Origin of the sequence: Streptomyces cinnabarinus, from assembly GCF_027270315.1 — a bacterium.
GTDB lineage: Bacteria > Actinomycetota > Actinomycetes > Streptomycetales > Streptomycetaceae > Streptomyces > Streptomyces cinnabarinus.
In genome coordinates, this window is the sequence record NZ_CP114413.1 from 8,910,183 (window position 1) to 8,926,233 (window position 16,051).

Here is a 16,051-nt window from a genome sequence, read left to right on the forward strand (position 1 = left end):
AGAGGCGCCGTGCGTGACGGCATGCCGCGCGTTCGCTTGTCGTGGCTCGTTGCGCCTGCCAAGCTGGCCGAATGGACGCCGCAGCCAAGAAGGCGTTGATTAAGAAGCTCGCGGTCCCCGCGAATTTTCACCGGAACTACGCAGCCGAGGGCCGCGCGTGGTTCGTTGATCGGCTGATCCGTAAAATGGAAGCCGAAACTCCGACGCCGACCGATGCCGCGATCACCAGCAAAGTGACGGACGTCGTCACTAAGAGCAAAGCGGTGGTGAAAGCCCAGCAGGACTACACCATCGGGGTGAAACTCGGTGCGTCGTTGGCGAAGATCCAGTCAGGGCGGCGGATCGAAATCCTGTACGGCATCATCGCGTCCAACCCGACGCTGATCGAACCGGCCAACCAGGACATGCTTCTCTGGATCGCCCGCAGACGGCTGCGCGGCGTGACCCGCATGGACTTCTTCGTCAACCCCAACTCGCAGGGCTACTTCCGCTACCCCGACCGCTGCCCGTCGGCCGGGGGTGTCTGGCGGCTGAACACCGACGCCCAGCCCTTCTGGGAACGTCTCGGCGGATCCAACACCCCTCCGCCCGGCATCTACCACTTCCTGCTCAAGCGTCCGGCGAGCGGCGACCCCGACTATGTGCGGGCGATCTCCAAGGTCTTCACCGCCAAGGCGAACGCATGTGACGGCAACCTCGTCGACTGCGGTCTGGCCTGTGGTGCGGTGCTGCTGGACACGCTCGTCGAGGCGAAGGACGCGCCGAAGCTGCTGAAGAAGGTCGACTCGCGCGGACCGAGGAGTCTGGGCATCCACTCCACCACCCGCGAGACGCCGGAGAGCATGATCCTGGACACCGGCGCCGAGGGCCTGTTCGAGCGCGTGCCGACGCTCGTCGGTGACCTCCAGGTCGGGGATCACGCCTACATCTTCAATCACCCGCTCTACAAGGTGTTCAAGCCGACCGGATCGTGGACCGGTGAGCACAGCCTTGTGTACAGCTGCGGGGATCGCGGGGTTCGCTCCCGCAAGGGGATTTTCTTCGGCGGCCACGGGAAGGAAGGCACCGTCTACGACTTCTACGACGACTTCCTCGCGGAGTTGCAGACCCATCTGCACCGCTCGTTCCGTATCGCGGCGATCTTCCTGAACTCCAAGAAGAACGGGAGCCCGGCGCCGTCGCTCTCGGACAGCACGACGCGCACGAAGCCGGACGGGACCACGGTTCCGTTGGAATTGCATCAGTTCGATGTGGGATTCCGTTACCGGGACTTCCAGAAGGCTCCGGCGAAGGCGAATGCGCAGCCGGAGATCAGTGAGACGGGATTCGCCATCGTCTATTCACCCACCGAGAATTTCTTTTCTATCGCGAAGCAGCGCAGGATCATCGAGATCGTCAGCACGGGCGAGGTTCTCGAGCCCATCTCGTTCGAACGCCTGGGGACGAATCCGGGTGGCACCGCCCAGTTCGAGGCGACGGACTGGAAGCTCGTCTATCAGGACCGGTCCACGAACGCGGCCAAGCACTACGAGCTGTTCACACGGGTGAGGGGCAAGCTCACCTTCAAGCCGCTCACGATCGATGAGCTCTTCGAGTCGCCGTTCGCCAAGCCGAACCCCAAGAAGGAGGAGATCGTGACGACGCGCCCGAGGGCGGACGCCTCCGCCGCCTACCTGTCGTTCCTGCGGACCAACGGTGCCATGTAATGGATGACGACGCCTTCGCCCCGTATCTGGAACTGGTGACAAAGCTCGTCCTACCGCTGGTCGAGGCGGCGGACAGCCCCGAGCAGGCAGCGGCCTTCCTCGAAGAGCTCGGCTATCTCGCGCCGAGCGAGGTCACCGCCTTCACATCGTTCGGTGACGGCGTCGGCCGGCTCACCGACGGGATCGACCATCTGCTCGACGCCCTCGAGGACGGTGACGCAGCGCTGACCGTCGTCGCGCTCGGCGAACTCCTCGCAGCAGGCTCACAGATCGCGAAGGCGGCCGGCGCCTTCAGCGCCGAGATCCAGGCGAACTTCGCCGGCACGCCCCTGTTGGCGGACACCGACATCCTGGCGCAGATCGGCACCAGGATCGTCGACCACCTTGTCGCCCGGTTCGTGGAAGGAAGCTTCCCGACCCTGTACGCGGCCCTGCTGGCCGTCGGGATCATCGAACTCGAGGACAGGGACCCGGCGAATGCGCACGAGAGCCCGCATCGCCGCCGGAGCGTGCACTGGAACCGTCTGTCTCTTCTCTTCTCGGATCCGGTGCGAGCTCTCAAGGAGACGGTCTGCGAGCCGGACGAGTTCCTCTACGAGCGGTTCATGTTCTTCCTGCGCGTGCTCGCCGTCGGGATCGGCCTGCCCGCCACCTATGTCGTGCCCGACCCCGACCTGCTGGAGAAGCTCAACGACGGTCAGGACCTCACCACGCAGGACTTCTTCGACGACCTCACGGCCCTGCGTTTCCCGCTCGTGCGCGACCCGAACGTCGATCTTGGCCTGGAGCTGTATCCCAGGATCGACCCCGCCACCCACAAGCGGACCGGGCTGGGTGCCGCGATCCGCTTCGGCGGCGAGCTGAACATCCCGCTGGGGGACTCGTGGACGCTGTCGGTCACCAGCGCGGCGTCACTCGGCGGCAACCTTGGAGTGACCGTCGATGTCGACGGATCGCCGCGCTTCGTCGGGGGCGTCGTCGGGACCGGCGGCTCGTCGCCGCTCGACGCCGTGCAGTTCGGCCTGAAGCTGACCCTCAAACCGAGCGATCAGGCCGGTCCGGGCCCCGTCCTCGCGCTCGGGCTGCCGCTCGGCGCCACGCTCCAGCTCGGCTCGGCGGAGCTCAGTGTCGGCCTGGAGAAGCTCTCGGACGTCCGCTTCTTCGTCGAAACCGATGTGAAGGACGCCCTGTTCGTGTTCGGCACGGGCTCGGCGGACGGGTTCGTGTCGAAGGTGGTCGGCGGTGACGGCCTCCAGGCCGGGTTCTCTTTGGGGCTGGGACTGTCCAACGTCGGCGGCGTCTATTTCAAGGGCGCGTCCGGACTGGTCATCCGCCTGCCGTTGCACCTGACCCTGGGGCCGATCGACCTCAACCACCTCAGCCTGGAGGCCGAGTTCAAGCGTGACGGCCTGAACGTCAGCGCGGCGACGGGGCTCACCGCCCGGCTCGGGCCGCTGGCCGCCGCTGTCGAAGACGTCGGCGTGCGCGCCCTGTTGGCGTTCCCTCCGGCCCGAGACGGCAACCTCGGTCCTGTCGACCTGGCGTTCGCCTTCCAGCCGCCGAAGGGCGTCGGTCTGTCGCTCGACGTCGGCGTGGTGAGGGGCGGCGGCTACCTCTTCATCGACCCCGACCGCGGTGAGTACGCCGGCGCCCTCGAACTGGCGCTCCTCGACGTGGTGACGATCAAGGCGATCGGCATCATCACCACCAAGCTGCCCGACGGCGGCAAGGGCTTCTCACTGCTGATCCTCATGTCCGTCGAGTTCGGCAGCGGGTTCCAACTCGGCCTCGGCTTCACCCTGTCAGCCGTCGGTGGTCTGATCGGCCTGAACCGGACGATGAACCTTCAGGCCCTGGCCGACGGTGTCCGCACCGGAGCCATCGAGTCGGTGATGTTCCCGCATGACATCATCGCCAACGCCCCGAAGATCATCAGCGACCTGCGCACGTTCTTCCCGCAGCGACAGGGGACGTTCCTGATCGGCCCGATGGTCAAGATCGGCTGGGGCACCCCGACACTCGCCAGCATCTCGCTCGGGATCGTCATCGAGATCCCGGGCGACATCGCCATCGTCGGGATGGTCAGGATCGCCATCCCCGCGGACGACGTCGCGGTGATCGTGCTCCAGGTCAACTTCGTCGGGGCCGTCGAGTTCGACAAGAAGCGCGTGTGGTTCTTCGCCTCGCTGTTCGAGTCACGCATCGCGTTCCTGACCATCGACGGCGAGATGGGACTTCTGGTCGCCTTCGGCGCCGACGCCAACTTCGTCGTCAGCGTCGGCGGCTTCCACCCGCGGTTCGCGCCCCCTCCGCTGCCCTTCCCCAGCCCCCAGCGCATCGCGGTCAGCCTGCTGAACTCACCGATGGCGCGGGTGCGTATCGAGGGCTACTTCGCCGTCACCTCCAACACGGTGCAGTTCGGTGCGCAGGCGGAGGTCTTCTTCGGCGTCAGCGGCCTCAGCGTGCAGGGCCATGTGGCCTTCGACGCCCTGTTCCAGTTCTCACCCTTCTACTTCGTCATCGACATCTCGGCCTCGTTCTCGGTGAAGGTCTTCGGGATCGGGCTGTTCTCGGTGCGCGTGAAGGGATTCCTGGACGGCCCGACCCCGTGGCACATGAAGGGGCACGGCTCGATCTCGCTGCTGTTCTGGGACATCGACGTCGACTTCGAGACCACCTGGGGCGAGCCCCGGCTCACCGAGATGCCCCCCGTCCCGATCAAGCCGATCATCACGGCGGAGTTCGGCAAGACCGAGAACTGGCGGGCGATCCCGCCGGCCGGGGTGAACCTGCTCGTGACACTGCGGAGCATCCCGGAATCGGAGCCGGGACTCGTGCTCCACCCGGTCGGGGTGCTCCGCTTCTCCCAGCGGGCGTTGCCGCTGGGGCTGACGCTCGACCGGGTGGGCGCGCAGAAACCCAGCGACTACCACCGGCTGTCGATCGACGTATCGGGTGGAGCGCTGGACAGGAAGGGCGACGCCTTCGAGCAGTTCGCCCCGGCGCAGTTCCAGAACTTCTCCGACGCCGACAAGCTCTCCAAACCGGCCTTCGCGCCCGAGCGGTCGGGCATCGACCTGTCCGCCGCCGGCACCGAGGTTCGCTCGGCCGTCATGGTGCGCCGCGTCGTGCGGTACGAGGAGATTGTCATCGATACCCACTACAAACGGTTCGCCAGACGCTTCCGGGGGTTCTTCGGAGTGCTGTTCGACTTCTTCCTGAACGGCGCCGCGGTGTCCAAGTGCGAGCTGTCACAGGCGGCGAAGGGCAGGCTGCAGCCCTTCACGGAGAAGATCGACGTCCAGGGTGAGACGTACAGCGTCGTCAACCAGGCCGACAACACCGCGTTCAACGCCGACGCGGCGGTGTTCCCCAGCGAGGCCGGCGCGCGGGAGTACCTGAACAGCCAGGTGGCAGCCGATCCGTCGCTGGCCGACACCATCCATGTGATCCCGACCTTCGAGGTGGTACCGGCGTGACGTCGCCACTGGGAACGTACTCGTTCCTCCCCTGGTTGCGCCTGGGCCTGGCCAACGAGATCCAGGCCCTCGACTTCGACCCCGCCGTCAAGGTCCGCGCCAAGGTCAACGTGAGACTGGACGTGAAGGGCGACAAGGTCACCGGTGGTACGGAGACCGTCGCCACCCTCGACCAGCCCGTGGCGCTGTTCGGGCCCGGTGACATCGTGGGCGTCGACCAACGCGCCATCTTCCGGGTCGAGCCGCGCGACTGGGTCACCAACTTCGAACCGAACTACCTCGCGGCCATGGAGTTCTACGACGAGGACCTGCCGTGGCGGTACACGCCCGCGGCGCCGGACGCCGCCACCGGCCGGCTGCGCCCGTGGCTGGCGCTGATCGTGCTGGAGGAAGGGGAGTTCGACGACGGACCCGACGTCAAGGACCGTCCGCTGCCCTACGTCACCGTGTCGACCCTGGCGCCGTTTCCCAAGGCCGACGAGTTGTGGGCGTGGGCTCATGTGCACGTCAACCGCAGCCTGGCGGCCGACGACACCGAGTTCGTGTCGAGGAACATGGCGGCGGTCATGCCCAGGTTCCTCGACGTGCTGAACGAGAACCCGGACCTGGCCTACTCGCGCATCGTGTGCCCGCGGCACCTCGAAGCCAACAAGGCCTACCACGCCTTCCTGATGCCCACCTTCGAGACGGGCCGGCGCGCCGGACTCAACCTCGACCTCGCCGACGTCGAGGCGACCAAATCGGCGTGGGATCCGACCGCCCGCCCCGAGGGCCAGTCGTTTCCCTACTACTACCGCTGGTTCTTCCGCACCGGCGACACCGGGGACTTCGAAGCCCTCGTACGGCTGCTGCAGCCCAAGCCCGTCGATCCGCGCGTCGGATTCCGCGAGATGGACCTGCTCGACCCCGGATCGGGCGTGCCCCGGCTCGACAAACCGGAGTTGGGCGGCATCCTCAAGCTCGGCGGCGCCCTGCAACCACCCGACCCCGTGCCGCCCACGCCACCCGACCCGCACGAGACGTGGGACACGCCGTTCCCACGCCCGCTCCAGACCGAACTCGCCCGGCTGATCAACCTCCCCGACCGCTACCGGGCCGAGGGCGAGCCCGACCCCGTCATCACCCCACCGCTGTACGGCACTTGGCACGCCATGACCAAGCGGGTGCTCGACCAGCGCGACGGCACCCCGATCACACCGGCCGAGACCTGGGTGCAGCGCCTCAACCTCGACCCACGGTTCCGCGCCGCCGCCGGCATCGGCACCCGAGTGATCCAGGACCAGCAAGAGAAGCTGATGGACGCCGCCTGGGAGCAGATCGGGAACGTGCTCGAGGCGCAACGCCGCATCCGGCTCGGACAGTTCGGCCTGCTGGTGTCGGGCATGTGGTACGACCGCCACCTCGTGCCCGCCGTCGGCGTCAGCCGCCAACAGGGCCTGCTGCTCATGGCGCCGCTCAACAAGCGGATCGTCCACGACGGCGCCACTCTGCACCATGCCTACGCCCAGAGCCTCGTCCAGCCGACCATGACCTCGACCGCGATGCGGCGCGTCGTGCGCCCGCGGGGACGACTGGTCCGATCGCTGCCGTTCGACGCCACCCTCATTCCGGGCCGGCTGATCGACCGGGTGAACCGGGGGGAGGTGTCAGCGGCACCGCCCAAGACCGCACCGCCGGGTGTCGTCACCAGCGGCGAGCTCGCCGAGCAGTGGCTGCCCCAGGGCGTGCCCGCGTTCGGCCTCGCCTGGTTGAGGCGGTTCGCGTTCCTGCCGCTCCTCGTGCTCCTGGCCGCCGTGGCCCTGGCACTCGTGCTGCTGTTGCTGCTGTTCCCGGTGGGCGTGGTGCCGGCCGTAGTGCTGGTTGCCATCGGCCTGTTCCTCCACCGCCGGCTCGGCCGCTGGCGGCAGGCCGTCCTGGCGGCGGAGCTGCTGGGGGAGGACCAGACCCCCGAGTCCGTCGACCGGCTCCCCGGCGCCCCCGACTTCGTCATCACGGAGCCGGGCTCCGGCTTCGTGCCGCACACCGGTGCCGCCGACAGCGTGGAGGCGGCCCGCTTCAAGACAGCGCTCCGGGACACGTTCGAGGGCCGCCGACTCAGCGACGCCGCCGGCCGGCCCCCCGTACGCGGCTCGCTCGACCTGGGTGCCAAGGCCGACGCCGGGCTGGACGCCATCCGCCCCTCGCGCACCATCCCGCGGCGCGTGATGGCCGGGATCTTCGTCCCACCCCGCATCCAGGACGACCTGGTGACACCGCCATCGGCGGCGTTCGTGGAACCGATGGCCTATCCCGTCATCGACGTGCCCATGTACGAGCCCTTGAAGGCCCTTTCGTCGGAACTGTTCCTCCCCAACATCAATCTGATCGAGCCGAACAGCGTCACCCTGCTGCAGACCAACCAGCGCTTCATCGAGTCGTACATGGTCGGCCTCAACCACGAGTTCGCACGCGAGCTGCTGTGGCGCGAGTACCCGACCGACCAGCGCGGATCGACCTTCCGGCAGTTCTGGGACGTCCGCGGGTTCTTCAACGCCGACAGCCTCGACGACGAGACCTTGAAGGAGAAGCTGCGCGACATTCCGCCGCTGCACACGTGGGCGCCCGACAGCGAACTGGGCGACCACGACAACCGCGAGGCGCCGGGCGAGAAGGAGGACGAGCTGGTGCTCGCCATTCGCGGCGAGCTGCTCAAGCGCTATCCCAACGCCGTCATCTACGCCCATCGGGCCTGCTGGCAGCGGAAGACGGTGACGGCGTCCGACGAGGACCTGGAGCCGTGCCGCCGATCGGGTGCCATCGACAACACCGTCGAGCGCCGCCTGGTCTCATTGACGCCCGAGGAGGAACTCAGCCCGCCCAAGAGCAAGGTGCTGACCCCCCTCTACGAGGCCAAGGTCGACCCCGACATCTACTTCTTCGGCTTCGACCTCACGGTCGACGAGGCCAAGGGCGAGGACGGCTTGGACCCCGAGGACGATCCCGGGTGGTTCTTCGTCATCAAGGAACGTCCCGGCGAGCCGCGCTTCGGCCTGGACGAGGACCTTCAGGAACCGGTCCAGGTGTGGAACGACCTGTCCTGGCCGAAGATCAACGTCGCCGACGGCCGGTGCATCGACATCGCGGCGGCACCGGCCACGCTGGCGGTGACCAGCCCCGGAACCGACGACGAGAAGTTCCCGCAGTTCGAGGACGACGCTCACGTGCAGTGGAGCCGGGCCGGCATGACATCCGCCGAGCTGGCCTACGTGCTGTTCCAGGCACCGGTTCTGGTCGCCTTCCACGCCTCCGAGATGCTCCCCGGAGGTAGGGCATGAGCACCTTCGACACTCTCCGCGAACAGCTGCGCCGGGCCCGGCAGTCACGCGACGGCGCCGATGCCGCCATCGAGGCGACCGGCGAGCAGATGAAGCGGCTGGCCCTGCGGGACGCACAGTTGCGGCGCGTCTTCGACGCCGACGATCCACAGCACAGCGCGGCCCGGGAGGCGCTGGGCAGGGAGCGGGCACGCCTCGACGCGGAGCTGGAGCGGCTGCGCGGTGAGCGGGCGGTGGCCGTCGCGGCCGAGCGGGAACTGGCCGAAGAGTTCGCCGTGTTCAGCGACCCGGTGACCGGCATCGGGCGGCTCGACGACTCGATCCCGATCCTGCTGATGCCGGTGCGGCTGGAGACGAGGTTCAGGAGGTCGGCCCCCGAGCCCGGCGCCGAACCCCGCGACGAGCTACTGGTGCGCGTCTACCCGGACGACTGCTGGATCGACACCTTCGATCCGGCCCTCACCACTTCGGAGTTCGAGGACGCCGGACGCTACTGGACCGCGATCTGGCAGGCGGGCGGAATCGAGGACCACGAGCGGGGCGCATGGCGGGCCCTGGCCTCGGCCCACGGATCGGGCCGGTCCGCCTGGATCGTGCGGCAGTACCGACCCGTCAACCTCCCTGCCAAACCCGCCAAGGCGAGCCCGCAGGACGTGATCCTCACCATCGTGGTGGACACGGCGCTGCCAGGAACCGAGCCGGACGCCGTCGCCGCGTACTGGACAGCCGTATGGCGGGCCGACGGCGAAGCCGCCGCCACGGCCGCCGCCCGCACCACACTGGTCGCGGCGGTCGGCGCCGCTCGTGCCGAGCACCTCGTGGCGACGACGGCGCCCGCCAACCTCGACGCTCCGCCGGCGGCGGGTTTCAGCAAACCCGATGTCACCGTCTCCGTCGCCTACCTGGAACTTCCTGCCGCCGACACGAAGCAGACGGCATGGGCCAGGCCCCCACGCGCGGACATCCTGCCCGACCGCTTCGTCTTCGTCGGCTACGACAGCGTCGGCGACGCCACTCCTTCCGTGGTCGTGGGCCGACCGGTCCCCTCCCCGTTGATCCTCGGGCCCGACCCCGGCGCCGCAGAGGCCGACCAGCTCCGCCTCGACGAGGACGGCAACCTCGTCATTCCCGACGAACTGCGGTGGATGGCCGACTTCGAGGAGGCCGTGTCCGTGGGCATGGGGATCGTCGTCGACCTCACGCCCGTCCAGGCGCGGCGCGGCTTCGACCGGGTGCTGGTGGTGGGACTGCGGATCAACGCCGACGAGAACGCGGCCAAGGCCGAGCTCGAAGAACTCCTTCGGCACCACTCCTACCGCCGCACCGGGTTGGCGGTCGTGCCCCAAGGCACGCCGACCAACAACACCGAGGACGTCGGTTCCGGACGCCCCCTCGACGATCCCGACGACGCCTTCGACGACCTGAAACAGCCGCTGTTCCCACACGCCAGGGACTGGCTGGACAAGAGCGACGGACAGTGGCTGGCCGAGCATCTGGGCATCGACCCGGCCGTGTTCGCCCATACGCACGCGGCAGGCGGGCGCGACCAAGCGGCGGCCCGCGCCATGAACACGGCACTGTGGCCGGCGACCCTCGGCTACTGGATGGAGACGATGCTGGCTCCCGTCTTCAGCGACGACGCGATCGAGGCGACCCGCGCGTTCTTCACCCGCTACGTCATCGCCGGCGGTGCCTGCCCGTCGATCCGGATCGGCGAGCAGCCCTACGGCATCCTGCCGACGACCGCGATCTCCCGCATGGCGTGGTTCGACCGCCCTGGCGGGATCGGCGTCACGGGGGCGGGTACGGGTGGTCCGACGGCCGACTACCTCCGGCGCCTGTACCCGGTCCTGCTCGGTATCGACCAGGACATCCGGACGAAGGTGGCCGATGTGGCCCACGTGGGCGGCAGCGGCGACCCCCACGCGATCCTGCTCGACATCCTCGGTCTGCACTCCGGCTCCGTCGAGTGGGCGCAGCGGTACGCGGAGAGCCTGAAGACGCTGTTCAACCGGCTCAACCTGCTGGGCCTCGGAGACTTCGCCGGCACCCTCCTCACCCGTCTCGAACGCGTGGCAGCCCGGCAGAAACTCGGCTCGCTCGGCTATGCCGGCGAGAAGGACCCGCCGATCCTCGACCTCTCGTTCTCCGGACGTCACAACGTCCTCAAGGGCGGCGTGGTCGACGACCGGCCCCTGTCCGAGACGGCCCCGATCCGCTCCTACACCGCCGACGGCGCCAACTACGTGCGCTGGCTGATCGACGCTGCCCGAACCTCGCACGATGCCCTGTACCAGGAGCGGGGCTTCGCCGGGGAGCAACAGCCCACGGCGATCATGTACCTGCTGCTCCGCCACGCACTGCAACTCGGCTACTCCGATGCCGGCATCCGGTTGTTCGAGTCGGCCGGGATCTACTCGCCCGAGAAGGTGCGGGCGGCCCGCAGCGACGACCCGTTCCTGCACATCCGGGACAACCGGCTCGACAGCGAAAGCCGCTACTTCCCCCTGTACACCGCGGCGCCCGCCATCACCGGCCATGCCGTCCAGCCGGTGCACGAGTACATCGCCGCCGGCCTCCCCACCGTGCTGTCCTCCTCCCACCTCCATGAGCAACTCAAGGCCCTGGAACGCCTGGAGGACCGACCGACGGCACAGCTCGAGCGCGTGTTCGCCGACCACGTCGACTGCTGCGGCTACCGGCTCGACGCCTGGCTGCTCGGCATCGTCAACGCACAGCTGGCTGCCATGCGCAACCTGCGGGACGGCTCGGAGGAACCGGCCCGCGAGGGCATCCATCTCGGTGGCTACGCCTGGCTCGAACCACTGCGGCCCGAAGGGAAGGTGCTGGAACCGGTCGAGCTGACCGACGACGACCTGAGCAAGGCCTTCGCCGGCACCCCGGCTCTCGTCCGCGACAGCACCAACCACGGCTACGTGCACGCCCCGTCACTCAATCACGCCGTCACCGCCGCGGTACTGCGCAACGGCTACCTCTCCAACTCCAGTCCCGCCAACCGCCGGACGATGGCGGTGAACCTCACGTCCGAGCGGGTACGGACGGCGCTGGCGATGATCGAGGGCATCCGCGCCGGGCAGAGCCTGTCCAGCCTGCTCGGCTACCAGCTCGAACGCGGCCTGCACGACCGCCACGGCCTCGCCGAAGTAGACAAGATCATCTACAAGCTGCGCAAGGCGTTCCCGATGCGCGCCGACCGTATCCAGTCCACCCGGACGCAAGAAGGCGTGTCCATCGAGTCCATCGAGGCCCGCAACGTCGTCGACGGCCTCGCCCTGGTCGAGCACATGACCGCGACGGACACCTTCACCTACCCGTTCGGCAAGGGTGACATGCTGCTGCCCCTATCACCCGCCGAGCAGGCAGCCATCGACGCCGAGGCCGACCGTCTGCGCGAGGCCCACGACGCCATCGCCGACCTCGCCCTGTCGGAAGGCGTGCACCAGGCCGTGCTCGGCAACTACGACCGCGTGGCATCCACCTACGACGCCTACGCGCGCGGCAGCTTCCCTCCGGAGCCCGAAGTCGTCCGCACGCCCCGCAACGGGCTCGGCCTCACCCACCGGGTCGCTCTGCACCTGGAGCCCGGGGTCAGCGCGACGAACTCGCCCGTACCGGGGGTGCCGATGACGCCACGCGCCCAGGCCGAGCCGGCGCTGAACAGCTGGCTGGCGGGCGTCCTGCCGCCACCCGTGGACGTGGGCTGCGCGGTGACGTTCCGATCCGCCGCGACCGGCACCACCGTGACGAAGGAGGTGACCCTCGATCAGGTCGGCCTCCAGCCCGCCGATCTCCTCGTCGTCGTCCGCGACGACCGTGAGCAGGCGATGGCCGAACTCGACGACCGCATCGTGCAGGCGGTGGAGGCCGCCTTCGACCCCCGGCCCGATGTACCCGTCTCGATCGAGTACATGAAGCGGCCGTCGGCGCCCTTCAGCGTGTTCGAGCTGCTGCCCCTGGTCCGGAATCTCCGCCAACTGACCACCAGGTCTAGGGCATTGCGGCCGTCCGACCTGACCCTCATGAACGAGGCCAAGGAGGACACCAACCGCGGACCGGTCGCCGACAAGTCCCGACTCGACGTCGTCCGCGCCTCGATGCAGACGCTCCGTGACGACCTCGCGTCGTTCCTGCCCGGCCTCGAAGGCCCGTTGGCCGATCTGGCACACCGCAAGACCGAGATCCTCACCGACGTGGACACCTACGCCGCCGACCTCATGGCACTGCTGTCGCGCGCCGCCCGCTTCGCCGTCCCGCAGGCCGGGTGGGGCTTCGCCTACGACTTCCGGCGGCGCGCCTTCGCCGCCCTCCTAGAGCAATGCGCCGCGCTGGTGAAGCGTTGGGACGATCGTCTCACCGAGTTCGACACTGTCGTCGCCGCCTCGCACACCGCCGCCACCGACGACGAAAAGCTCGCGCTCCTCGCCCAGGCCGAACGTGCGATCTCCACAACGGCCACCTCGCCACTGCCGACACCCGCCGCTTACGAGAGCAACCTGGTCAACGTCAAGCGCCCCGCCTTCGACGCCAGGCGGCAACAGTTCGCCGCCCTCGCCGCGACGCAGCGCCGGACCGTCGCCCGGCTCCTCGCCGACGTCAAGGCCCTCCAGATCTCGGACTTCGACCTCGTGGCGTTCGACCTCACCGCGCACGAGGACGAGATGGTGAGATTCACCCAGGACGCCGTGCGGGTGGCCACCGTAGTCCAGGCCGAGCTGGACCGGCGCCTGAGGTCGGCGCAGGACCGCTTCGACGAGCACGACGGCTCGTCGAAGGCGGCCACCCGCCTCGCCGCCCTTGCGGACGCCGCCCGAGCGCTCCTCGGTGAGGACTTCCAGATCTACCCCGAGTTCAGCCTGGCGACAGCGCAGGGCGACGAGCTGGCCAACGCCGTGGCAGCTTCGACGTCGGGGGAGTTGTTCGCGTATCTGACGCACCCCACCGATCCGGAGCGCCCGCCCGTCGACTTCCCCGTCGACTTCCCCGTCGACGACTGGCTCTATGGGATCGCCCGGGTGCGTGAGAAGTTGCACGCCTGGGAGCAGGTGGTGATGTTCGCCGGTGCCCTCCAGCGCCCCGAGCCCGAACTCCTCGCCGTCCAGCTGCCGTTCACCGCCGACGACCGGTGGATCGGCCTGGACTTCCCGGCGTCGCTCACCCTCGACGGCGACCGCCTCCTCTACACCGCCCACCATGCCGTCGCCTTCGACAAGACCGCCCGGCAATGCGGCCTGCTCCTGGACGAGTGGACCGAGACCATCCCTGTCGAGAGCGTCGACACCGGCATCGTCTTCCACCACGACCGGCCCAACTCCGAGGCGCCCCAGGCCATGCTGCTCGTCACACCGACCGCCTTCCGGGGCCGCTGGCGCTGGGACGACCTGATCGACGCACTGAACGAGACGCTCGACCTGGCCAAGAAGCGGGCGGTCGAACCCGCCGACCTCGACGGCTCGCCGTACGCCCCCTTCCTCCCGGCGACCGTGCTCGCCACCCAGGTACAGCAGTTGACGATCGCCGCCGACTTGGCCCTCAACAACAACATCGCCGTCCGGGAGACATGATCGACGTGGCCTCTTCCTTCCGCACGCCCGACCTGGCCGCCGTCGTTCTCGGCAAGTCGAAGGCGGGGATCACCCTCTGGAACCGGCTGGAGGGTCGGCCGCGCACGGAGGCCTTCGACCGGGCGCTGCGCGCGGAAGTCCGCGACCCCTTGTGGTTCCTGACACGCCAGTGGCAGATGGGAGAGTTCCGGGGGGACGACGCAGGCTCGCCGATCTCCGTGAAGGTGCGGCTGGAAACGACGAAACTGCAGAAGTACCAGGCGGCGAGCGGGCCGGTGGAGCCGTACAGCGACGCGATCCCGCTGGAAGCGCACGCGGAGCGGATGCCGCTGCGGTTCTCCCAGCGCGCCCGCCCCGATGCCGAACCCCACCGCATCGCCCTCGACATCCGCCTCCTCATGGGCCGGCAGTGGCTGAAGATGATCCGGGGCGTCGCTCCGCCCGCGGCGGCGCAGGAGTTCCTCGCACGCTATCCGGTGCACGAACCCGACCCCACCGACCCACTCGACACCCCCACCTGCGCTCACGCCGACGCATGGTCGAACTTCGCGGCTGTGGCGGGCCGACGGATGGACGGCGCGCTCCTCTACTTCCACCTGGTGGACGGGGCGGCGAACCACGCATCCGACGGCATCGCCTCGCTGGCCGGGATGGACGCGCTGATCGACCCGATCGCGGCACGCTTCGTGGCCTGGTTCGAACGGCTCGTGTACCAACCCGAAGGCACGGGCGCATGGGAGAGCGATCGCCTGGAGTACCGGTTCGCCACGTCTGCACCTGAGGCCGAGGGCGAGAAGGTGCTCGTGGCCGAGCAGTACTTCCAAGGGCACCTCGACTGGTACAACTTCGACGTCGACCCGCAATCCGGGACCCTCGGCGAGCCCGACCCGCAGGCCGAGCCTCCCGTACGGACCACGCTGACGATGCTGCCGACGCAGGCGACGTTCAACGGCATGCCCAACACCCGATGGTGGCGGTTCGAGGACAGCCGTACCAACTTCGGCGACATCAAGCCGGACACGACCGACCTGGCCAAACTGCTCCTCATCGAGTTCGGACTCGTCTACGCCAACGACTGGTTCGTCGTGCCGTTCACCGTGCCTGCCGCCGGCATCGCCAGCGTGCGCGGTATCGCCGTGACGAACGTGTTCAACGAACGGACATGGATCACGGCGGCCGGCGCGGGTGACGACGAGGACCGCCAACGCTGGGCGATGTTCCTGCTGTCCACACGAGGCGACGCCCGCACGCCCGCCGACCTCAGCCTCGTCATCCCGCCCGCGGCGCAGAAAGTCCTCGAAGGCGACCCACTCGAAGAAGTCCTCCTCGCGCGGGACGAGATGGCGAACATGGTCTGGGGCATCGAGCGCACCGTGCCGATGCCGTCGGGCGAGCCGAAGGACGGCCGCGAGGCCGCCTACCAGACACGCGACTTCTACGAGCGGGAACTTGAGCGCGTCCTCGGCGTTCCGCCGCAGCCGGTGGCGCCCGCGGAAGGCGCGAAAATCCGCTACAAGGTGATGAGTTCGGTCCCCGAGAACTGGATCCCGATGATTCCCGTCCACAAGGATGGCGACAACCGCGAGGTCCAGCTCCAACGAGCGGTGATGCTCCGGATCATGGAGGGCGACACGAACCCCACACCGGAGCCTGTCCGGCCGCGCACCTCACTCCTGCGCGAGGGGCTGGAAGGCGCCCAGCAGGTGGGGTACAGACTGCACGAGGAAGAGGTGCCGCGGGCCGGTGTCCGGGTCACCCAGAGCTTCCAACGCACCCGATGGAGCGACGGGCGAGCATGGGTATGGCTCGGGGTACGCAAACAGACCGGACGAGGCGAGGGGTCCAGCGGCTTGACGTTCGATCAGATCGTCGACATCCCGCCGCAGTCGTGACGGGCCCAAACGCCGTCCGCAGCGCGCCGGAGGCAGACTGACCAGCCCTGCGGATGGCGGGTGCGTACGCATACGCTG

At 68.6% G+C, this 16,051-nt stretch carries 5 protein-coding genes; all 5 read left to right on the forward strand.

Features of this window, described 5'->3' with window-relative positions:
• Nucleotides 1-71 precede the first annotated feature (71 nt).
• From STRCI_RS40135 to STRCI_RS40155, 5 genes are read left to right on the forward strand one after another with little or no spacing between them, the layout of a single operon-like run.
• Entirely contained in the window at nt 72-1,706 is a 1,635-nt protein-coding gene (locus STRCI_RS40135) for a hypothetical protein (RefSeq protein WP_269663939.1), read from the forward strand.
• On the forward strand, nt 1,706-5,185 hold the full coding sequence (locus STRCI_RS40140) for a DUF6603 domain-containing protein (protein ID WP_269663940.1): 3,480 nt from the start codon (nt 1,706-1,708) through the stop codon (nt 5,183-5,185). The genes STRCI_RS40135 and STRCI_RS40140 overlap by 1 nt, the downstream gene beginning before the upstream one ends.
• Nucleotides 5,182-8,499, forward strand: a complete 3,318-nt coding sequence (locus STRCI_RS40145) for a hypothetical protein (protein ID WP_269663941.1) — start codon at nt 5,182-5,184, stop codon at nt 8,497-8,499. The genes STRCI_RS40140 and STRCI_RS40145 overlap by 4 nt, the downstream gene beginning before the upstream one ends.
• The gene (locus STRCI_RS40150) at nt 8,496-14,081 is read left to right on the forward strand and encodes a hypothetical protein (RefSeq protein WP_269663942.1); all 5,586 of its coding nucleotides are present in this window, start codon (nt 8,496-8,498) and stop codon (nt 14,079-14,081) included. The genes STRCI_RS40145 and STRCI_RS40150 overlap by 4 nt, the downstream gene beginning before the upstream one ends.
• Nucleotides 14,078-15,973 (forward strand): hypothetical protein, encoded by a 1,896-nt coding sequence (locus tag STRCI_RS40155; protein WP_269663943.1) that lies wholly within the window; start codon nt 14,078-14,080, stop codon nt 15,971-15,973. The genes STRCI_RS40150 and STRCI_RS40155 overlap by 4 nt, the downstream gene beginning before the upstream one ends.
• Nucleotides 15,974-16,051: the final 78 nt, after the last annotated feature.